Genomic DNA, 21,340 nt, shown 5'->3' with positions numbered 1-21,340 from the left:
GATGAATATACTTTGAGTACAAAATTTGTAATTTCAAAAAATACCGCTGTTCAAACTGATTTCAGCAACGAAGTATTAAGAAACGCTGTTAGTATTTTGGAGCGGGATATTGATAAAACAGTCACTGGTAATGGGCCTAAAAATCTAATCACTTTAACTTTAAGTGGGGATGGCAATGGCAGTTCTGATGAATATGCCGTTAAGCTCATTGATTCAGAACACGTTAAAGTGACTGCCTATACAGCGCTCGGCGTGATGTATGGTGCCCTCGCAATTTCAAGAAGTGTGCTGGGCATTGATAACTTCTGGTTCTGGTTGGATACAAAGACAACCAAGCACGACACAATTGAATGGTCGGACTTTGACTCACTCAAGATGCAAAATTACCACGTTAAGTACCGTGGCTGGTTCGTCAATGATGAGTTGCTGTTCAATAACTGGGAATACCGCGAATCCAATGAGTATGTCTGGAAGCTGATCTTTGAAACCCTGCTCAGATGTGGTGGCAACGTGGTTATTCCTGGAACTGACAAGAATGCCCATTCCAACCGGAAACTTGCAGCAGCAATGGGCTTAACGATTGCTCATCACCATGCCGAACCGCTTGGTGCCGATATGTTCTCACGGGTCTATCCTGATTTGGAAGCATCTTATCTCAAACACCCGGATCTATTCAAGAAAATTTGGCAGGAGAGTATTGACCGCCAAAAAGGAACCAACACCATTTTCAACATTGGCTTTCGTGGCCAGGGAGACCGACCATTCTGGGCTGATGAAGATCGTGAGTACACCCTTCAAGACAAGGCTGACGTGATTAATTCGGTCATTAAGCTGCAGTATGATATGGTCAAAAAGGCGGTTCCAGATGCCATTTGCTCAACCAACATCTATGGTGAAACGACCGCTATCTACAATGCTGGCTTATTAAAACTGCCAAAAGACGTTATTCAAATTTGGGCAGATAATGGTTACGGGACGATGGTTTCACGTCGTCAAGGCAACGATGATCCCCGTTCCGAGGTTCTTTCAGCCAAAGATAATGCGATTTCTCAAGGCATTTACTATCATGTGGCCTTCCATGATTTGCAGGCCTCTAATTTCTTAACCCTGCTTCAAATTGACCCACATTATGTTGCTAATCAACTTACTGAAGTCAGAAAAGCCGGTATGGATGATCTGGTTATGTGTAATACTGGTAGTATTAAACCACACATCTTCTATATTTGGTTAGTGGCTCAATCATGGCGTGAGGACTTCAAGCTTAAATCAAATAAGGAGATTCTTGCTGAATATGTGGATCACTTCTATGGGTCACACCAGCAAGAGATTGCCGATGTTTACTTGAAATACTTTGAGACCACTTTTAACTATCGTGACATTGAAGACCAAAAAGCCGGCGATGAGTTCTACGAGTATACGCTGAGAAAGTTGATCCGAACTTGGTTGAATCATGAGGACAAGCTTCCTGAGATGGAGTGGGTAACCGGTAATAAAAAGCTTGGTGATCAATTGGCAATGATTTCCAACATGATCAAGCCGCATATTGCACCATTTGCCAAGTTGGATACGGATGCCCAAATTTTGATGAAGCAGCTGCCTGAGGACGATCGTGGCAGATTCTTCAATGACATCTGGTTGAGCATTGCGATTCATCGTTATTCAATCAAATCCCTTCAACTCACGATTGATGCTTTTGACGAGTTCAGTGATGGGGACAGCCTCAAGTCGTTCCTGTCTCTCAGTGATGCGATTGACAGCCTGCGGGTGATTGTGACTGCCTGGCACCATAACCCAACCGAGAAGTGGGCACACATTTACGATAATGACTGCTACACCAACATTACGTTGGCAATCGACACCCTTAAGACCTTACGAAACTACGTCAGAATTATTGGCGATGGTCCCGATGAAGATCAATGGGAACGTCAATACTTGATGCTGCCAAGTGATGGCAAGGTTATGCTGCTGTCCAATACGCATAAGGCTTATAGTGATGATGAAATGGCTTTGCGCTTAAAAGGCGACAAGGACTATTAATTGTAAAGATCAAATGACTGGCTTTTACCTCTGTAGTGGGGTAAGAGCCTTTTTTATACGATGATTAAAAAAGTCAATAAAACTGGAATTAATGATTGACAGCGTTTTCAACAAGCGTTATTATAAAGATGCTAATATATTAGTATTTTAGTATTTCAATAAATGATAACTGAAATACAACAGTTTTGTTGTCACGACTGATGGATTGGAAGTATTGCTATTTTACCTGAATTTTCATTTAATCCATTGAGCGTCGTAACCTTTCAGAACTGCGTTGATTATTGAAAGCGGTTCACTGCCAATGTGGCACAGTAGGTTTCATCGGATATAATTAAGAAAAGGAGATTATTATAATCATGGACAATCAAAAGCAAGTTGTTCACGACGGTTGGGATGAATATGCCAACAAACGCATTTATAAAAGTCGTGGAAAAATCGGAATTTGGCGATCATTAGGATTTGGTGCATTCTCATTCTTCAGTATTTCAATGCAGGGATTAGTTGGTGCCTGGTTGATGTTCTTCTACACCACATTCGCCGGCTTAACGGCTGGGCAAGGTGCCACCATCTTCTTAATCGGTCGTGTGGCTGATGCCATTGTTTCCCTGGTTATGGGTAACATTTCAGACAACATTTATAAGTACAAGCTCGGTCGGATGTTTGGCCGTCGACACATCTTCATTCTGGCAGCTGCGCCATCAGTGCTGATTGCCATTACAATGTGGGTTGCCGGGATGAGCTTCTGGTACTACCTGGTTACTTACCTGATTGTAACTGTCTTGATGTCAACCCTTCAGATTCCTTGGGAAACTCTTCCAAACGAAATGACCAAAGACTTCAACGAGCGGACTAAGATGTCAACGACTCGGATGGTACTTGCCGGATTAGGTGGAATGTTAACTCAATTCATTCCAGCTCAATTATTCAAGTTCTTCCCAAAGACATCACCAGAACCATACCTCATTATGCAGGTAATCTTCTCAGTTGCCACTTTCTTCTTGATCTTAGTGACTTACCACACAACTTGGGAGCATTTTGTAACCAAGGCAGAAGCCAAGAAGTTGGAAGCTGAAGCGCTTGAAGAAAATAATGGTGAAAAGCCTAACCTGAAGTCAGAATTGAAGAATTACTTCTCGACTTTCAAGATTAAGACCTTCAGACTTCACATGGGTATTTACTTAAGTTCTTACTTCGCAACGATCTTATTCTCAACTGTGTTTGTTTATTACATTGTTTATGTATTAAAGATGTCAACCAGTACCTCCGGATTCTTACAATCATTGAGTATTGTGTCAATCCCCGTTACCATTATCGCTGGATTTGCCGTTACAAAGTTTTCTTATCGGACACTTTACCTGTTTGGTTACTCATTAATTCTCATTAGTGCCATCAACTGGGCTTTCGTTGCCATGACTCGTCCAGCCCACATGATGGTTTGGTTGATTGTTGGGATGTCATTCTACGAAGTTGGTCTGTACATCCTGTACTTCGCGCCATGGAATGTCTTCCCATTCATTCCTGATTTGGATACTTTGGTTACTGGTAAAAACCGTGCCGGATTATTTGCCTCAGTTATGACTTTCATTAACCAAATCAGTCAAGGCTTGGCATCAGTTGTTGCCGGATACTTACTTGACTTTGCTCACTTCCGTCAGTCAGCCAGCGGTGCTGTATCACAGCCTGCCAGTGCTACAAACATGATTATCTTCATCGTTTCCGGTGGGGTCGGTTTCATGATCTTATTGGCGATGTTCTTTGCAGCTCGCTTCCACTTAAGCAAGAAGACCTTTAAAGTTCTTGCCCAAGAATTGGGTCGTCTCCAAAAGGGTGGTAGTCCTAAAGAAGTTGATCCACATACCAAGGAAGTCTGTGAAGACTTAACCGGTGTGGATTATGATTCAATTGATTTCTGGAAGAAGAACGATGATCCTAAATTTCAGAAACAATCTTAATTAGCGCGTTAACTTAAAACGGCATGTCTCCGGAAACCGATCGGGCCATGCCGTTTGGTATTACCGAATGAAAATAAAGGAGATAAGTCAATATGTCAGACAAAAATATGGATTGGAAAGAAGCACTGAAGTCAAAGGATGCGTTCAAGGACTTTATCACCAATTACTTCAGAGACCACAAAGAATTGACCGGATCATATGACATTCCTTCATATTATGAGCATTACACGGTTACGTTGGACAGTCGTGAAGGAATTGTGATTACCCTGGTTACCGGGATGAATCAAACGGGTGGCAGCGGTAATGTTTCAGCACCACTTCCATTTAAGCAAAAAGAAACCATGACGATCGAAGACTTCCGTAACCTGGTTCTTCATAAAAAGTTTGCCGATCAAAACATGTCATTGGCAGACGTTTTCCAGACAGTTGCCGGTGTCCCTGATGCAAACGATGATAACAACTAACAGTTGTTTTAATTTGTGAATGCGATAAACCCAAAATAGAGGTTGAAGAAATGGCAGAAAGAAGCAATGATTGGAAAGCTGCTATAAAGTCTCAAGACATATTTCGTGACTTTATTATCAGATATTTTACGCAGCACGAGGAATTGACCGGAACTTACGACATTCCTTCTTACTACGAGCACTATGTTGTTAAGTTGGATAAGCACGATAATATTGTAATTTCACTGACAGTAGGAATGAATCTGGCCGGTGACAATGTTTCGGCGCCGTTGCCAACAAAGGAAAAAGAAAAAATGTCGATAGAAAATTTCCGGACATTGATTCTCAACAAGAAGTTTGCTGACCAAAACATGTCATTGGCAGATGTGTTTCAAACAGTTGCCGGTGTTCCTAACCAAAACAAAGAGTATGGGAATGTCTCAAAAAAACAAACTTTAAAATAGTGCGTGAAAATTTGGAAATTAAAAAAAGCCGGCGGGGAAAGCAAACCCTGCCGGCTTTTGGCTGCCGTGTAAAAATCATTGTGTCACGGCTCACCTTTGCTTAATAAATTGGTGAGGTGTAATCCCATTAGATAATTTAAACTGATGAATAAATCTTGAAATATCCGTATAACCAACCGCTTCGCCAATCTGTTGAATCAGCCAATCAGGATGAATCATCATTAATGATTTTGATTTTCTCAGGCGGTAATCATCCAAGTATTTTAAAGGTGTAAGACCATAGTGTTCCCTAAATATCTTATTTTGGTGTGAAATTGAGTACCCTGTATATTTTGATAGGTCTTCATTTGTGATTGCATGATCGAAATTATCGCTGATGTAGTCTGTAATTGGATTTATGATTGCTTGATCATCGAATGAATTAAAACTGCCTTGGTTTTCATTTTTTAACAGCATAATGAATTGATAAATCTTTGTGGATTGGATTAATGTTGCTGAAAGGTCTTCCTTCAAAAAGTCATTATAACTATTTTGAATAAATGAGAAAGTCTCAGGATGAAGCTCTGGCAAATAAAGGAAATCTTTGATCCCGACGAACTCCATTAAGTCATCAATGATATCACCTGAAATAACAAAGAATCCTGTTATCCACGTTTCATATGGGGAGGCACTGTGGTATTGGTGGGGAACGTTTGGCCTGATTAGGAACCCATCCCCAGGATTGAGCTCAAAAGTCTGATTATCGACTGTTGCAATCCCTTTTCCACGTTCAGATTGAAGCCAATGATAGTAATAGTAGCCATTTGGACGTTTCACATCTTCTTGATTCCAGTTATAACCAATGTTTTCACAAAACAATGGTAAATTGGTTCCTTTTCTCATAAATTGAATTCGCATAAGCAAGCTCCTAAAAAATCAAAATAACATATTTTTTGACAAAAACTCCATATAAATGGTACCGCTTTCAGCCTATAATTACAATGTTGAATAGTTCAGAGAGTCCACCGTAACGCGCAGTTCGTACGAATACCATGGTAGGGCAGGATTACGATGAACAAATTTGATCGTTAAATAAGATAAATGCTTTTGCAATTAATTACACATATTATTTTTCGATACTCCTTAACTATATCGGCATTGTTTATAATTAATTAATCCAAAGGGGAAATGTATCTATGGCAGCTACAAGTAAAATGAAGCAGCGTGTCGCATATACAATTGGTGAGGCTGGGCATGATATGGCCTATAACCTCATGGCCAATACATTCATCATTTATGCCACAACGTCATTATTCTCAGGGCTTAAAAACGCAAACTCATTAATTGCGTTACTTACGAGCTCGATTGTTGTAATTCGATTGATTGAAATATTCTTTGATCCACTGATTGCTGGTTTTATCGATAATGCTAAAACCACCCGCTGGGGCAAGTTTCGGCCATGGGCGTGGGGTGCAACCATGATTCATGCAGTCTTACTGATTATCCTTTATTCAGGATTTCTAAGATTGTTGGATCAAAATTATGCTTTGCTAGCAATTACCGTTGTTGCATTCTATGCATTGATGGACTTTGTTTATACAATTAAAGACACATCATTTGCCGGACTGGTTCCTGCACTGAGTGTGGATTCAAAGGAACGAGGCATTATCAATTCGTTTGCCCGTGTTGGAGCAGCTCTTGGGGGTGGGGATATTATTCCACTGTTCATGGTTCCAGCAATTGTATTCTTCACATATTTGTCAACTGGTCATCATACCCAAGGCATTCAAGGATGGTTCTGGTTGGGCTTGATTCTCGCAATCTATTGCATGGTTACGATGACAATTTCAATGGCCAATGTTAAGGAAAATACAAGTGCCATCAGAAAGAGTCGGAAACGAGCATCTATCACCGACATCTTTAAATCGATTTTCCAAAATGATCAATTAATGTGGATTTCTTTAACCTATTTAGTATTTGCTATTGGTAACGTTACAAGTAAGCCATCAATCTTTTATATTTATAACTATGTTCTGGCTCGTCCAGCTTGGTATTGGGTTGTTGGTGCTGCGTCAACTTTATGCGGAATATTCTCGGTTCCATTCTATCCGGTTCTATCTAAAATGATTACCCGTCGTCGAGTATACATCGTGGCTATCTGCGGGATGCTGCTATCTGAGCTTCTGTTCGTTGTCTCTGGCAAGAACCTTGTGTTGGTTGTTATCGCTACAATTCTGTACTTCCTGCCACAACAACTGATTGCGCTGGTTACTATGATGATTGGTATTGATTCGATTGAATATGAACAGTTGAAGCATGGCATTCGAAACGAGGCAGTTACGGTTTCTGTTCATGGATCGTTAGATAAGATTGCCGGTGCTCTTTCAAGCGGAATTGTAGGATTTATTGTGATTATCTCGGGAATGGGAAATGCAACCAAAGCAGCTCATCTTTCGGCTCAAAACGTTCAAACTTTCCATCTGTCAGCGTTCGTTGTTCCAGCTGTGTTCATGATTATTTCATTAATCATATTCTTGGCAAAAGTAAAGCTGACTGAAGAAAAGCATGCTCAAATTGTTGAAAAACTAAATGTTGAACTTCATAAACCACAGAAGTCTGATGAGTCAGCCGACTAAAATAACTGAAAAAGGAGAATTTGATGGGGAATATTATATACAATGGCGTTCCATGGTACGATCAAAATAATGATCCAGTTAATGCAGAAGCAGGATGCCTAATTAAGGTTGATAATAAGTTCTATCTATTTGGTGAGTACAAAACTGATGATGTGAACCACTTCGTCGGATTTTCCAAATATTCTTCAACTGATTTATCAAATTGGCATTTTGATGGAATGGCTTTATCAACTCAAAAAAGCGGATTGCTGGGATCAAATCGAATTGGCGAGAGGGTAAAAGTTTTACAAACTCCCGACAATCATTATGTCATGCTGATGCATACGGATGATCTGAAATATAATGACCCATATATTGGAGTTGCTACAACTGACAATATTGACAAACCATTCAAATTTGTTGGCCCATTACAGTTTAACGGGAAACCAATTAAGCTGTGGGATATGGGAAGTTTTATTGATGACGATGGAACTGCCTATCTATTAACCCATGAAGGTAATATCTTCAAACTTTCAAAGGATTATTTGTATGTCGAGGAGGAAGTTGCCCACCATATTGCAGTTGGAGGAGAATCTCCAGCTATGTTCCGGTCAGGCGATCGTTATTTCATTATGTTTTCCAACAAGACGAGTTGGGAACGAAATGACAACTATTATCTGACTGCGACAAACATTCGTGGCCCCTGGGTAAAGAAAGGATTATTCTGTCCCCAAGGCACCTTGACCTACAATTCCCAATGCTCATTTGTCTATCAATTGCAAACCGAGAAGGGTAGAGTTCCAATGTATATGGGAGATCGCTGGTCCTTCCCTAAACAAAAATCCAGTGCGACACAGGTCTGGCTTCCGATTACCGTTCATGGTGATGAGATGGAGATACCGGAATATTGGGATGCGTGGGATTGGAAGAAAGACGCCCCATACATTTTGAATAAAAATGAGTCCAAGCTGGACTTTCAATCAAATATTCCAAATAAATCACGATCGTTTCGATATAATGGAACCAGGGTTATGTTATACGGACACACTGATAGGCATGGTGGGTACGCGAAAATTAAACTAACTGATTCGCGTGGTCACATGGTTCAAGACACAGTTATTGATTTTTATAGTTTGGTGGCAAGTGATGGATTGCGGTATGTTTCACCAATACTGCCACGAGATGATTATCAATTAAGCATCACTGTGATGGACGAAAATGGGGTTTGGTTTGATAAAGCAGGTGATCGGTTCGGTAGTAATGATTATTATGTCACTCTTACCGGATATTCTGTAACGAGATAACTTATCCTTCATCAGCTAAATATGAGAGGAGCGTTTATTATGGCAGAAAGCAGCAATAACTGGAGAGAATCTTTAAAATCGGAGGATTCATTCAGAGATTTCATTACGCGATATTTCAAAGAGCACAGTCAATTAACTGGAATGTATGATATTCCATCATACTACGAGCATTATACGGTCAGGCTTGATAGCAAAGAGGGAATTGTAATAACACTTGAAACGGGCGTAACGCCAACTGGTAGTGGATCGGTTGCCCCATTGCCTTTCAAACAGAAGGAGAGTATGTCAATTGAGGATTTTCGCAAGCTTATTTTGCACAAAAAGTTTGCTGACTCAAATATGTCATTAGCTGATGTATTCCAAACTGTCGCTGGAGTGCCAAGCTCAGATGAACAAAATAAATCATAGCAGCTACAAAATCCACAGGAAGTATTCTTGAATTTTGATCAAACTGTTGTTGGTAGACCTAACGATTAGAGGCTGAAACAAAAGTGTGAACACTTGTTTCAACCTCTTTTGTTTTGGCTTTCAAGACAATACTCCTATACACTATTGACAGCGCTTACTTCAGAGTGTTAAAGTTTACATATGTATATTGATATATTAGAATATCAATTGTTTAACGTTTATGTTCAAGTTAATGAAACCAATTTGTTTGGAGGAGTTCATCAATGGTAAAAGTAACAGGAGATTATCTTAACAATCAAAAGGCGTTTGCCGATGCCGGAATTAAGACCCCAACATATGATATTAGGCGAAGAAACGGTGCAACCAAGTGGGTCCACTTTGGCGGTGGCAATCTATTTCGTGCATTCCATGCTGCCATTGCCGATCGTCTGCTGGAATCTGGAGACCTTGATGGTGGCGTGGTCGTAGCAGAAACCCACGATGCCAATGTCGTTGAAAAAGTTTATCAACGATATGCCAATCGGACTTTACGGGTGATCACCCATGAAGACGGCCGTTTTGAAAAAGAACTGTTTGCCTCTGTATCGGATGCAATGTTTTTCGATCAAAGTAATCCTGAAGGCTGGAACAAAATGTTTGGCATTTTCAAGAATCCTGCCCTTCAGTTGGCGACCTTTTCCATCACAGAAAAAGGTTACAATTTATGGGATGCCAACGGGGTGTTGCTGCCACTTATTCAAGCAGATATCAACGATGGTCCGGAAAAGCCAAAGAACAACATGGCGAGTCTGACAGCGTTGATGTTTGCCCGGTATAAGGCCGGCAAGTACCCAATGGCTTTGGTTAGTACCGATAACTTCTCGCAAAATGGTGAACGACTTCAAAAAAGTGTGCTCACGATTGCCAAAGGTTGGCAGGCAAATGGATTTGTTCCAACTGAATTTATAGATTATCTGCAGGATCCTAAAAAAGTCAGTTTCCCACTTTCGATGATTGACCGAATCACCCCAAATCCTTCTGAAACAGTTTCAAAGCGCTTAAAAGAAGATGGCTTTGAAGACTATGAGATTACCCATACTCCGGGTCATACCAATTTAGCAGCATTTACCAACACTGAAGTTGTTCACTATTTGGTTGTTGAAGACGACTTCCCCAATGGGCGTCCTGCACTTGAGAAAGCAGGGGTTATTCTTGCTGATCGTGATACAGTTAATGATGCTGATGAGATGAAAGTAACTACCTGTCTAAATCCGCTGCATACCGCACTGGCCGTGAATGGCAGTTTGTTAGGATTTGAATCAATTTCAGAAGAAGTTAAGGATCCAGACTTACTGAACCTGATCAAGCAAATCGGATACGTTGAGGGATTGCCAGTTGTAACTGATCCAAAGGTCATTAACCCGCGTAAGTTTATTGACCAAGTTGTCAATAAACGGCTCCCTAACCCTTATATCCCTGACAAGCCGCAAAGAATTGCATCCGATACATCACAAAAATTAGCTGTTCGTTATGGTGTCACAATTAAACATTATTTGGATGACCCAGCACGCAAACCATCTGATTTACACTTTATTCCGTTGGTCTTGGCAACTTGGTGCCGTTATCTAATGGGGATTAACGATCAGGGGAAATCATTTACCCCGAGTCCAGATCCATTGCTGAAAGAATTACAGCCATTAGTTCAAGATATTAAGTTGGGCGAGTCAACCGATGTCCATGACCACTTGAAAGAATTATTGAGTACCCAATCAATCTTTGGCCACGACTTATACCAAGTTGGACTGGGTAAAGAAGTTGAACGCTATTTTGCTAAGCAGATTGCAGGCAAAGGGGCAGTCCGCAAGACCTTGCAGGAGACTTTGGCCAAATACGCACAAGAAGTTAAATAAAGGAGAAATCGACCGTGACGCTATTAAATGATGACTTTCTATTAACGACCCCGATGGCTAAAAAGCTGTTTCATGATCACGCGGCGAAGATGCCAATTATTGATTTCCATTGTCATCTGGAGCCCAAGGAGATTTATGAAAACAAAAATTATGCCAATATTACCAAAATTTGGATTTACGAAAACGGCTTTGGCGATCATTACAAATGGCGCTTGATGAGAGCAAATGGGGTCCCTGAAAAACTGATTACCGGAAATGGGGATGACTATGATAAATTCATGGCATGGGCCGGTACAATTGAAAAGGCCGTTGGGAATCCCTTATTCGAATGGACACACTTGGAACTTCGCAGATTTTTTGGGATCGATGAAGTATTTAATCGCCAAAGTGCCCCAAAAATTTGGGAAAAAACCAATGAATTACTCAAGACCGACGATTTCAAACCTCGAAGCCTGATTCGTCGTTCAAATGTCAAAGTTGTCTGCACGACTGATGATCCAGCGTCTGATTTAAAATATCACAAGCTGTTGAAGGAAGAGGAAGCTGAAAATGGTTTTAAAGTGCTTCCGGCAATGCGTCCTGACAAAGCATTCAATCTCACCGATGATGGCTATGATGCTTATCTGAATGAATTGAGCAGTATTTCGGATACCAAGATTACCTCGTTTAAGACACTGGTTGCAGCTCTCAAACGACGGTTTGAATACTTCCAAAGCATTGGCGGGCGCTTGTCTGATCACGGTTTGAATTTCTTTCATTTCGTTCCCGCAACCGAAGAAGAGATGGATGCAATTATCTTCAAAGCGCGCGCTAATCAATCTTTGACTGACAAAGAGATCAATCAGTATCAAACGATGCTTGTTGAAGCGTTGATGAAGTTGAATAAACAATTCAACTGGACGATGCAGTTTCATATGAACGTCATTCGTGACGCCAATAAACCAATGTTCAAAGAATTCGGCTCCAATGGTGGCTTTGATTCCATGGGAACCCAGCCGGACTTGGCTCAGGAGTTTATGAAGCTTTTGATCAGCATGCAAACTCAGAATCAACTTCCAAAGATGATTCTGTACTCGCTTAATCCAAATGACTGGATGCAGTTGGCAACGGGTATGGGCGACTTTCAGCAGGATGGTGTTCAAAAGATTCAGCTGGGCGCTGCGTGGTGGTTTAATGATACATTCAGCGGTATGACCCGACAGTTAACCACGATGGCCGAACAAAGCCTTCTGCCAAACTTTGTGGGGATGCTGACCGATTCACGCAGTTTCTTGTCGTATCCTCGTCATGAGTACTTTAGACGGGTTCTGTGCAGTGTGATTGGCCAATGGGCAGCTCGGGGTCAAGTTCCAGAAGATGAAGATTATTTGGGCAGAATTGTGGAAGATATTTCGTATAACAATGCGCATGATCAATTTGGCTTTTTTGATTAACCGTTCATCACGATTCGTTAATTGACCATTTACGACAATGGACCACGGATTCTCAGAAATGAGGAACCGTGGTCTATTTGTGTTGAGATCTATATTAATCAATAAAAACCGTTTCGACAGGGGGGAGTCGAAACGGTTTTGGTTAAATTATTTGGATTTAATTTCTTTAAACTTCTTGATGTATTCTTTGGCATTTTCAGTAACTTGTGCGTAATCACCAGTCTCACCAGGACCGACAAGATTGCCACCGGCACCAACACAGACAGCACCCGCATCAAACCATTCTTGGAGGTTATCCAGGTTAACACCGCCAGTAGGCATAATGTTGATTTGTGGGAATGGTGCGTGTACGGCTTTGATCATGCCGGGTCCCGCGACACTTGCTGGGAACAGCTTAACGATATCTGAACCGCCTTCAAGGGCCCGTTGCATTTCTGTCATTGAGCTGCAGCCCGGCAGATAAGGGATTTGATAAAGGTTACATAATTTTGCGATGTCAGGATCAAATGTTGGGCTGACAATGTAGCCAGCGCCGGCCATCATTGCCAAACGTGCTGAAGTAACATCCAGAACAGTCCCGGCACCAATGACACCATCAGGGAGTTCCTCGGTCAATTTTGCGATGACCTGGTCTGCGTGGGGAACGGTAAAGGTCAGTTCAATCCCCATCACGCCACCTTTGATAGCAGCTTTACTGATTGCTTCGGCTTTTTCTGGGGTATCGGCACGGACAACCGCAATAATACCTGCATCGGCAATCTTATTGAGATTCTGAACACGATTCATACTCATCATATTAGCTCCTTTTAAATTCAACAACATTGTATTATAATATTAATATATTACTTACACATATTAATATATTACTTTGTTCCGAAATATGCAATGGTTTGACCTTTATTTTTAAAATTGTTTGTAAGCGCTTAATATAGGAGGATAATCATGAGTGAATTTTTAACGATTGGCGAGCCGATTGGGCTGTTTGCTTCACAGGATGCAGACCAATCCTTAGTTGATGCAACCCACTTCGAGAAGTTTCTGGCCGGAGCCGAAGTCAACGTCTCAGTTGGTGTTTCGAGATTGGGGCATTCAGCCGAATATGTAACCAGGTTGGGATCTGATCCACTTGGTGGGTTCATCAGCAAGCAGCTTGAGATGAATCACATTGGCACCCATTATATCGACACGACTGACGAATATTGGACGGCCTTTCAAATGAAGCAGCGGGTTACAAAAGGGGACCCGGGAATCTTCTATTACCGTCGCAATTCCGCTGCAGCCCATTTTCAAAAGTCCATACTGGACAACATTGATTTCGATGGAATCAAACTTGTCCACCTTTCCGGGATTTTCCCGGCCATTTCAGATACAGCTTTGGATGCCTTCAAGTATTTAATTGGTTTAATTCAAAGTCATCCAACTGTTCGAACAACTTTTGATCCGAACTTACGTCCTCAATTGTGGGCCTCAAAAGAAAAGATGGTTACGACAATTAATGCATTAGCTGCGGAGGCCAACATCATTTTGCCCGGCGTTAATGAAGGTGAAATTTTGATGGGCAGTCGTGATCCGGAAAAAATTGCCGACTTTTATTTGAATAATGGCGACCGCACCGATACCGTGATTGTCAAAGTTGGCTCAAAAGGAGCTTTCATTAAGACCAAGGACGGAAAGTCATCAATGGTAACCGGCTATCATGTTAACAAAGTCGTCGATACGGTTGGTGCCGGGGACGGCTTTGCAGTTGGGGTGATTACTGGATTGCTTGAAGGCCTGAGCATTGAAGATGCCGCCAAACGCGGCAATGCAATTGGTTCATTGGCCGTGCAGGCTCCTGGTGACAATGATGGTTATCCAACCCGAGAAGAGTTGGATGCGTATCAAAATGAGCAAGACTAAACCAAATATCCAAATTGAATGAATCTTGATTTCTCAGATGAAATCTAACTGAAAACAGGTGTGGCTTTTACCTACAGAGTGGGTAGAAGCCGTTTTTGTTTTTAATCTGCGCCCAAAACGTGGAATCGTGGTTGACAGCGTTTTCCGTTAGAACTATTATAACAAAGTAGAATATTAGTATTCTAATTTAAAATGTTACAAATTAATAATTCATCAATTAGGGATTGTGAAGTTTAAAGTTATACGATTCTTAAACCCATCATGGGTAAATTAAGATACGCTAGAAAAGGAGATCATTGTATTCATGGACAATGAAAAGCAAAACGTTCACGACGGTTGGGACGAGTATGCGACTAAAAGGATTTATCAAAACCGTGGCAAAATCGGTGTTTGGCGATCATTAGGATATGGTGTCTTCTCATTCTTCAGCATTTCAATGCAGGGACTCGTTGGAGCATGGCTGATGTTTTTTTACACCACCTTTGCCGGTTTGAGTGCCGGGCAAGGGGCCACCATTTTTTTAATCGGCCGAGTTGCTGATGCGGTGGTATCTCTGGTTATGGGGAACATTTCCGACAATGTTTATAAATATAAGTTGGGCCGAAAGTTTGGCCGCCGTCATTTATTCATTTTGGCTGCTGCACCGTCAGTATTAGTTGCCATTACACTGTGGGTGGCTGGAATGAACTTCTGGTATTATCTGATTACATACGTGATTGTGACGGTGCTAATGTCAACCCTCCAAATTCCGTGGGAAACCCTGCCAAATGAAATGACAAAAAACTTCAATAATCGAACAAAGATGTCCACGATGCAAATGGTTTTGGCTGGACTGGGTGGGATGCTCACACAATTTATCCCAGCTCAGTTATTTAAATACTTTCCGAAGACATCACCTGAACCATATATCCTCATGCAGGCCGCATTTTCAATCGTGACATTTTTCCTGATTATTGTGACATATAATTCTACATGGGAGCATTTTGTGACCAAGGATGAGGCCAAAAAAATGGAAGCTGAAGCCCTGGAAGAAAACGATGGGCAAAAGGCCAGCCTTAAATCAGTATTAAAGAATTATTTTTCGACGTTCAAAATTAAAACTTTCCGGCTTCATATGGGAATCTATTTAAGCTCGTATTTTGCAGCAACCATGTTTACCACAGTGTTTGTTTATTACATTGTTTATGTGTTGGGCAAGACAACCAGCTTATCAGGACTTTTGCAGTCTTTAAGCATTGTCTCAATTCCGGTTACAATTATTGCCGGCTTTGCCATTACCAAGATCAGTTATCGAACTTTGGATTTATTTGGCTTCTCGTTAATTCTTGTGAGTTGTTTTGGGTGGACGTTCATTGCTCTTGCCAAACCGGCTGCGGAAATGGTCTGGCTGATTATTTTTATGATATTTTGGGAAATTGGCCTGTATATCTTGTATTTTGCACCTTGGAATGCCTTTCCCTTTATCCCCGACTTGGATACGCTGGTCACAGGTAGAAATCGTGCCGGTCTGTTTGCCTCGGTTATGACCTTTGTTAATCAGATCAGCGTGGGTGTTGCCGGGGTTGTTGCCGGATACCTGCTTGATTTTGCCAATTTCCGAGAATCAGCCAGTGGTGCGGTCGTTCAACCGCAAAGTGCAATCAATATGATTATTTTTATTGTTTCCGGTGGCGTTGGTATCATGATTTTATTAGCCATATTTTTTGTCAGCCGTTTTCATTTGAGTAAGAAGACCTTCACAGTTCTGTCCGCCGAACTTGTCCGATTACAAAAAGGCGGCAGCATGAAGGATGTTGATCCGCAAACCAAAGCAGTCTGCGAAGACCTGACAGGGGTCAAATATGACTCAATCGAGTTTTGGAAGAAAAATGACGATCCCCAAGACGGCGCTCAACAATAATTCAAACCCTGTTGACAATACGAATGATAATTATTAAAGCATCAATTGTTTGTTAAAGTCGATTTGATTGACCTTCATATCCTCTGGGTAGATACTTTTCCTGAAATCGAAAAGTCATTTATTTTGAGGAGGATTTACATGACTAACTTAGTGATTAAAAAAGACGTTGAATACGATTCCATCAATCATCAATTAGCTGATATTTATTACGATGGTGAAAAAGCTCAGAGCAAGGGTGCCATCATTGATATCCATGGTGGCGGCTGGTTCCGCGGTAATAAATCCAAGGATGCCGATGCATCAATCCGTTTCGTTGAAGCTGGTTATCTGGTTGTGACTCCTGAATATCGGATTACCCCTAAAGCCTTTTATCCAGCTCCGTTGGAAGACATGGATCATTTGTATGACTGGCTGAAGAAATCAGACCTGCCGTTTAACCACGATCATATTGGGGCTTTCGGCTCCTCTGCCGGCGGTAACATGACCGTTGAACTGGCCATCAAATATGGCATTCCAATCGTATCGCTTTCTGGTATTTTGGATATTGACAAGTGGTTGGGGGATCATGAAGATGTGGTTGCTGCAGAAGGTGACACCAGTGGGTTTAATTCAACTGCCAGTTCCAACATCAATCAAACGGGGGCCAACGATCCGTTCTATAAATGGTTTGTGACCAACTATTTTGACGGAAGGACCGATCAGTACAAAGAAGCCACACCGGTTCATCGGGTGACTGATGAGACCGGTCAGATGTATTTGGCAAATTCACTGAATGAATTTGTTCCGACGAGTGGTGTGCTTGATATCGCTAAAGCCCTGACTGAACACCAGATTCCTTACAGAACCAGAATGCTGACAGGAAGTAGGCATGCCAAAGGGTACCTGGATGACGTGTGGGATGACATTGTTGGCTTCTTTGACCAAACATTATAATGGAGTAAAATTAAGTGGTCGGATAACTTCCGGCCATTTTCATACATAGAAATGGGGCTCAAATTAATGATTAAGAACAAGATGTCATGGGCAAAAGAATTTCTGTTGGCAGCACTCTTCCTTGTCCTATTGATGGGAGTCGACTTCTCTGTGAAAGGGACTGGCCCTCTCATGCGTGGCGGTGTACGGTTGGTATTTGCCGTGGTTGTTGCCGGAATTGTGTATTATATATTAGGCACGATGAAGATTTTCGGAAAGAAGATTAAATTGGGAACCTTTACCAAAATCTGGGGATTTATTTTTGGCATCTGTCTAGGTGGTTTATTTCTGTTAATCAGTATTCTTGGCCATTCTGCCATGATGATGCACGTCAAGACACTGGCTGCCGATACGATGATGGCGTTATCCGCCGGAATCTTTGAAGAGTTTTTATGCCGTGGCTTGTTATTCTCGGCGTTTCTTTCAGTTTTTGAAAAGACTAAATATAAGTTTACCGGAGCGGCATTAGCTACCGGAATTTTCTTCGGGCTGTTTCATTTCATGAATTTAATTTCCGGCCAAGGGATCGCGCAGACGTTGCAGCAGGCAACCTATGCTTTCGTGATTGGGGCAATCTTTGCGTCGATTCGGTTGACTACCAATACGTTGACTTGGGTGGTGTTAATCCACTGGTTAATTGATTGGCAGCCGGGAATTTCGGTTACCCATACGGTCAGCACGATTGCTTCTTGGCCCGTCTTTTTGGCGGTTTGGGGAACGCTGCTGGTTGTGACCGTGATTTTCCTGGTTGCGTTTGATGGTAGTTATAATCATCAAGATTCTTTAATTAAAAATGATTAAACGAAGAGGCCTGAACAAAAGTTTTGCTTTTGTTCGGGCCTCATTTTAATTCATTGCTTATATCTAGTTGAAACGTGTGGGAGCCGGCTGACCCCAGTAATTTAAGGAAATAACGCGACCATTCCAGGACCCGGAATAATCGCGTTATTTCCTTAAATTCAGGGGTCAAATCGCCGGCTCCCACACTCTGTTTTCTACCAATATCCCAAAACTTTCGTGAGCTTGGCACGGTTAATATCCCGTGAGGATAGCTTGTCTTCAAAGATTGCATAATCGTCATTCACAACTTTTGTACTGTTCCAGGTATACTTGGCGTCACCGCTCCTGGTACCGGAATCAGCCTCCATAATGTCGTTGGAGTACGGTGTATGATCAAGCCCCAAGCTGTGACCCAGTTCATGCGTGACCACGGATTTCCAGTACGTATCATAAATCGATTGATATTCGGCACTGTTTGGTTTATCCGCGGACGGCATGGCTTTACCTGTGATGGCTTTATAAGCTGCCGGCATGTAATTTGCATTGTCAAAAAAATTATAGTTGATGAAAAGCTTGCTGGTGATATAGTAGCCATCCCAGCTGCCTTCGCCGGTGCCGGCATTCTTAAATCCAACGGTGATTGTGTGGTTGGATTTGGTCCCCAGCTTGAATGCTTTAACTTTGAGGGCCTTGTTCCAATTCTGCATTGCAGTATAGGTATAGGATTTTAATGCTTTATTGGCAACGTATACTTTGGCGGTGTGTTTTGAGTTGAATGTGCCGGGTTCACTCATTGGCTGAACATTGTACCAACGGTCGAAGACTTTCCAGTATTTATCGTAAATATATGCTGGGTATTTGCGGACACTTGAAGTTGGATTCAAATCAGGCGTGCTTTTAATCGCTTTGGCAACCGTTTTTCCAGCGATGCGTTTAGTCGATTTTGCATAAGTAACCGAAGTTGTTGGTGTATCCAATGTAATTGGAACTGATAGTGCAAAGGCAATGCTTGCCACTGCAACGAGAATGAAACTTCTTTTTTTCATAATGACCCCCATAAAAATGGCATAAAATACATTTCGCCTGAATAATATCATTCCATTATTCATGGTTCAAGCAATCTTGCTTAAAAATTGATGCTCTTAATGAACCCTTACGAATTATGTCAGTGGCAATACCATGTTGTACCAGGTTTCGTCTGCGTGACTGGACGCAGAAACGCCTTCATTCTTGTAGCCGTTGTTTTCGTAAAATGAGACAAGGGTTTCCAAGCAGGTGAGGGTAACGGCAGACCGTCCCTGGGCTTTTGCGACCTTTGCGAACTTGGTCAGTAATTGACTGGCAATCCCATGATGTTGGAAGTCAGGATCAACGGCCAGACTCAAAACGGTTTGATAGGGATCTTCTGGATGATTGGGATGGGACTGAGCATATAAGTCATCAGTTAAATATCGTTGATCGAACGCAGGACCGACAACGTAGCCAACAAGTTGTCCGGTGGGAACTTTGGCAACCACAAAAGTTTCTGGATAAAGCTTGATTCTATCTCGCATTGCGGTTCGAGTTGCGGCTTCCTCTTCAGAAAATCCGGCGTGTTCGATTAACATAATTTGTTGGAGTTCATCCATCTGAGCGGATTCAAAGTGTAATTCCAATTTTGTCCTCCTGGGCATGTGGTATCATCTTATTGTGCGCATTTGAATTAATAAATAATTCTTATCATAGCACGATAGGAGATCTGAAAAAATGAATCATTCAAAATTAGTTCAACATCAACGGTGGGTAATCATGACCGCTGTTTTTATTGCGACTTTCATGACTTCTGTTGAAGTGACTATTGTAACAACGGCGTTGCCGTCAATTATCAGTGAGCTGCACGGGTTGGCATATCAAAGCTGGATCATGAGTGCTTATCTGCTGACAACCGCAATTACCACACCGATTTATGGCAAGATGGCTGATACGATGGGGCGCCGAAACGTTTTTCAGTGGGGCGTGATTGTATTTACGATCGGTTCTCTATTAAGCGGTCTATCGCCTTCAATTTTATTCCTAATCATTGCCCGGGCAATTCAGGGAATTGGTGCCGGTGCCGTGATGCCGCTCACGTTTACCATTATTGCCGATATTTTCAGCTTTAAAGAACGGGCAAATGTGCTTGCACTCAATAATACAGCGTGGGGCTTATCAGCTCTGGTGGGGCCGTTAATCGGCGGTTTTCTCGTAGACCATCTTTCCTGGCACTGGGTATTTTTTGTTAACGTGCCGCTTGGGATCATCGTTGCATTGTTGGTTTGGCTGGGTTATCACGAAAATGTTGAATTGAGCAGCAACCTGACGATCGATTGGTTTGGAATTCTGTGGCTGGCGGTTTCTTTGGTTACCTTGTTGTTAGGCATCCAAGCGCTGGACACGATACCGGTCCTGGCAGCCGGATTGCTGGTGATTACACTCATTTCGGTTATTTTGCTGGTCCACCAAGAAAAACGATTTACCGATCCGTTAATTTCTCCGACCATGTTTAAGTCGAAAACTTTTACGATTCAAATTGTGACCGCCACTATTTTGAGCGGTGTCTTGATTGGCTATCAGATGTACTTCCCGATTTGGCTGCAGTCGTTGTACCGGGTTTCGGCAACCGTCGCCGGATTGGTGGTCACATCAAGTTCGATTATGTGGCTGGCAGCATCCTTTTTCGTTGGGAAATTGATTGCCCACTTTGTGCCAAAGCAGATTGCAGTGGCTTTGATCAGTGTGATGCTGATCAGTTATGTATCCCTTATTTTTGCTGGTCTGTCATTTCCTGTTTGGGCCTTTTATGTGATTGCGATGGTCAATGGAATCGGTATGGGGGTTGTTGTCAGCATGAATACTGTGCTCAGCCAGCATTTAGTCCCCAACGAGATGGTGGGTTCAGCGACTTCTGTATTGACGTTGGGCCGCTCTCTTGGTCAGACCGTCATGGCAGGTGTCTATGGGGCGATTCTGAACCTGGTCGTGCGCCTGCAGCTCCATGGTGGCATTACCTTCTCACAGGTCAATAATGTCATCAGTTCGAAGGGTACCGCAGTTGTGGTCAATCGTTCACTGATCGATCCGATCGTCCTCACAGCACTTCATATGGTGTTTGTCGGGGTGGTCACGATGCTTGTGGTCGTGCTGGTGATTAATGTTTTGGATCCGAACAGGAAGATTATTCATTGATAGAATTAGAAAATAGAAAATAAAAAATATGCGGCTATCACAAGTCCAAGACTTGGATAAC

18 protein-coding genes are annotated in these 21,340 nt (G+C 42.0%); 14 read left to right on the top strand and 4 right to left on the bottom strand.

Going from position 1 to position 21,340, the window contains the following annotated elements; translation table 11 throughout:
- The first annotated feature begins 12 nt into the window (after positions 1–12).
- The 4 genes from FD17_RS05175 (at position 13) to FD17_RS05160 (ending at position 4,896) form a co-directional block, all read left to right on the top strand.
- Positions 13–2,037 (top strand): glycosyl hydrolase 115 family protein, encoded by a 2,025-nt coding sequence (locus tag FD17_RS05175; protein ID WP_082617136.1) that lies wholly within the window; start codon positions 13–15, stop codon positions 2,035–2,037.
- 356 nt (positions 2,038–2,393) lie between these two features.
- Positions 2,394–3,989, top strand: coding sequence for an MFS transporter (locus FD17_RS05170; protein WP_057824288.1), 1,596 nt, complete (start codon positions 2,394–2,396; stop codon positions 3,987–3,989).
- 92 nt (positions 3,990–4,081) lie between these two features.
- Positions 4,082–4,453 carry a hypothetical protein gene (locus FD17_RS05165; RefSeq protein ID WP_057824286.1) on the top strand — a complete coding sequence of 124 codons (372 nt, stop codon included), beginning with the start codon at positions 4,082–4,084 and terminating at the stop codon, positions 4,451–4,453.
- Between the two features lie 50 nt (positions 4,454–4,503).
- Complete coding sequence (locus tag FD17_RS05160; RefSeq protein WP_057824285.1) at positions 4,504–4,896, top strand: hypothetical protein; 393 nt, start codon at positions 4,504–4,506, stop codon at positions 4,894–4,896.
- A gap of 90 nt (positions 4,897–4,986) precedes the next feature.
- Here the strand turns inward: FD17_RS05160 and FD17_RS05155 are convergent, their stop codons facing one another.
- Positions 4,987–5,793, bottom strand: a complete 807-nt coding sequence (locus FD17_RS05155; protein ID WP_057824282.1) for an AraC family transcriptional regulator — start codon at positions 5,791–5,793, stop codon at positions 4,987–4,989.
- A 278-nt stretch (positions 5,794–6,071) separates the two neighbouring features.
- Between FD17_RS05155 and FD17_RS05150 the strand changes: the two genes are divergently transcribed.
- The 5 genes from FD17_RS05150 to uxaC all read left to right on the top strand — a co-directional run bounded on the left by FD17_RS05150 (position 6,072) and on the right by uxaC (position 12,524).
- A complete protein-coding gene (locus FD17_RS05150; RefSeq protein ID WP_057824281.1) occupies positions 6,072–7,511 on the top strand; it encodes a glycoside-pentoside-hexuronide (GPH):cation symporter in 1,440 nt (479 codons plus the stop codon).
- A gap of 23 nt (positions 7,512–7,534) precedes the next feature.
- A complete protein-coding gene (locus tag FD17_RS05145; RefSeq protein ID WP_057824279.1) occupies positions 7,535–8,794 on the top strand; it encodes a family 43 glycosylhydrolase in 1,260 nt (419 codons plus the stop codon).
- A gap of 39 nt (positions 8,795–8,833) precedes the next feature.
- Positions 8,834–9,202 (top strand): hypothetical protein, encoded by a 369-nt coding sequence (locus FD17_RS05140; RefSeq protein ID WP_057824277.1) that lies wholly within the window; start codon positions 8,834–8,836, stop codon positions 9,200–9,202.
- A gap of 263 nt (positions 9,203–9,465) precedes the next feature.
- The gene (locus tag FD17_RS05135) at positions 9,466–11,091 is read left to right on the top strand and encodes a mannitol dehydrogenase family protein (RefSeq protein ID WP_057824275.1); all 1,626 of its coding nucleotides are present in this window, start codon (positions 9,466–9,468) and stop codon (positions 11,089–11,091) included.
- A gap of 14 nt (positions 11,092–11,105) precedes the next feature.
- Positions 11,106–12,524, top strand: coding sequence for a glucuronate isomerase (gene uxaC, locus FD17_RS05130; protein ID WP_057824273.1), 1,419 nt, complete (start codon positions 11,106–11,108; stop codon positions 12,522–12,524).
- A gap of 147 nt (positions 12,525–12,671) precedes the next feature.
- Here the strand turns inward: uxaC and FD17_RS05125 are convergent, their stop codons facing one another.
- Positions 12,672–13,310 (bottom strand): bifunctional 2-keto-4-hydroxyglutarate aldolase/2-keto-3-deoxy-6-phosphogluconate aldolase, encoded by a 639-nt coding sequence (locus FD17_RS05125; RefSeq protein ID WP_057824391.1) that lies wholly within the window; start codon positions 13,308–13,310, stop codon positions 12,672–12,674.
- 156 nt (positions 13,311–13,466) lie between these two features.
- Here FD17_RS05125 and FD17_RS05120 point away from each other — a divergent pair, with 156 nt between their 5' ends.
- From FD17_RS05120 to FD17_RS05105, 4 genes are all read left to right on the top strand, one after another.
- A complete protein-coding gene (locus FD17_RS05120) occupies positions 13,467–14,423 on the top strand; it encodes a sugar kinase (protein ID WP_057824271.1) in 957 nt (318 codons plus the stop codon).
- A 304-nt stretch (positions 14,424–14,727) separates the two neighbouring features.
- Positions 14,728–16,323: an MFS transporter gene (locus tag FD17_RS05115; protein WP_057824269.1), complete on the top strand. Its 1,596-nt coding sequence runs from the start codon at positions 14,728–14,730 to the stop codon at positions 16,321–16,323.
- Positions 16,324–16,461: 138 nt separating this feature from the next.
- Positions 16,462–17,256, top strand: coding sequence for an alpha/beta hydrolase fold domain-containing protein (locus FD17_RS05110; RefSeq protein WP_057824267.1), 795 nt, complete (start codon positions 16,462–16,464; stop codon positions 17,254–17,256).
- 66 nt (positions 17,257–17,322) lie between these two features.
- Positions 17,323–18,096: a CPBP family intramembrane glutamic endopeptidase gene (locus tag FD17_RS05105; RefSeq protein WP_057824265.1), complete on the top strand. Its 774-nt coding sequence runs from the start codon at positions 17,323–17,325 to the stop codon at positions 18,094–18,096.
- Positions 18,097–18,290: 194 nt separating this feature from the next.
- On the opposite strand, the gene FD17_RS05100 is transcribed toward FD17_RS05105, so the two are convergent.
- Positions 18,291–19,121, bottom strand: a complete 831-nt coding sequence (locus FD17_RS05100) for a matrixin family metalloprotease (protein ID WP_057824263.1) — start codon at positions 19,119–19,121, stop codon at positions 18,291–18,293.
- 114 nt (positions 19,122–19,235) lie between these two features.
- Positions 19,236–19,730, bottom strand: coding sequence for a GNAT family N-acetyltransferase (locus FD17_RS05095; RefSeq protein ID WP_057824261.1), 495 nt, complete (start codon positions 19,728–19,730; stop codon positions 19,236–19,238).
- Between the two features lie 91 nt (positions 19,731–19,821).
- Between FD17_RS05095 and FD17_RS05090 the strand changes: the two genes are divergently transcribed.
- Entirely contained in the window at positions 19,822–21,279 is a 1,458-nt protein-coding gene (locus FD17_RS05090) for an MFS transporter (protein ID WP_057824259.1), read from the top strand.
- Positions 21,280–21,340 lie beyond the last annotated feature (61 nt).

The sequence above is a fragment of the Lentilactobacillus sunkii DSM 19904 genome (genome assembly GCF_001435575.1).
Taxonomy (GTDB): Bacteria; Bacillota; Bacilli; order Lactobacillales; family Lactobacillaceae; genus Lentilactobacillus; species Lentilactobacillus sunkii.
This window is presented reverse-complemented; position numbering and strand designations above follow the sequence as displayed.

What these genes read in the sequence shown, in the direction of transcription:
- FD17_RS05170 (WP_057824288.1), top strand. Translation starts at nt 2,394, where the DNA reads ATGGACAATCAAAAGCAAGTTGTTCACGACGGTTGGGATGAATATGCC.
- FD17_RS05165 (WP_057824286.1), top strand. Translation starts at nt 4,082, where the DNA reads ATGTCAGACAAAAATATGGATTGGAAAGAAGCACTGAAGTCAAAGGAT.
- FD17_RS05160 (WP_057824285.1), top strand. Translation starts at nt 4,504, where the DNA reads ATGGCAGAAAGAAGCAATGATTGGAAAGCTGCTATAAAGTCTCAAGAC.
- FD17_RS05155 (WP_057824282.1), bottom strand. Translation starts at nt 5,793, where the DNA reads ATGCGAATTCAATTTATGAGAAAAGGAACCAATTTACCATTGTTTTGT.
- FD17_RS05150 (WP_057824281.1), top strand. Translation starts at nt 6,072, where the DNA reads ATGGCAGCTACAAGTAAAATGAAGCAGCGTGTCGCATATACAATTGGT.
- FD17_RS05145 (WP_057824279.1), top strand. Translation starts at nt 7,535, where the DNA reads ATGGGGAATATTATATACAATGGCGTTCCATGGTACGATCAAAATAAT.
- FD17_RS05140 (WP_057824277.1), top strand. Translation starts at nt 8,834, where the DNA reads ATGGCAGAAAGCAGCAATAACTGGAGAGAATCTTTAAAATCGGAGGAT.
- FD17_RS05135 (WP_057824275.1), top strand. Translation starts at nt 9,466, where the DNA reads ATGGTAAAAGTAACAGGAGATTATCTTAACAATCAAAAGGCGTTTGCC.
- FD17_RS05125 (WP_057824391.1), bottom strand. Translation starts at nt 13,310, where the DNA reads ATGAATCGTGTTCAGAATCTCAATAAGATTGCCGATGCAGGTATTATT.
- FD17_RS05120 (WP_057824271.1), top strand. Translation starts at nt 13,467, where the DNA reads ATGAGTGAATTTTTAACGATTGGCGAGCCGATTGGGCTGTTTGCTTCA.
- FD17_RS05115 (WP_057824269.1), top strand. Translation starts at nt 14,728, where the DNA reads ATGGACAATGAAAAGCAAAACGTTCACGACGGTTGGGACGAGTATGCG.
- FD17_RS05110 (WP_057824267.1), top strand. Translation starts at nt 16,462, where the DNA reads ATGACTAACTTAGTGATTAAAAAAGACGTTGAATACGATTCCATCAAT.
- FD17_RS05105 (WP_057824265.1), top strand. Translation starts at nt 17,323, where the DNA reads ATGATTAAGAACAAGATGTCATGGGCAAAAGAATTTCTGTTGGCAGCA.
- FD17_RS05100 (WP_057824263.1), bottom strand. Translation starts at nt 19,121, where the DNA reads ATGAAAAAAAGAAGTTTCATTCTCGTTGCAGTGGCAAGCATTGCCTTT.
- FD17_RS05090 (WP_057824259.1), top strand. Translation starts at nt 19,822, where the DNA reads ATGAATCATTCAAAATTAGTTCAACATCAACGGTGGGTAATCATGACC.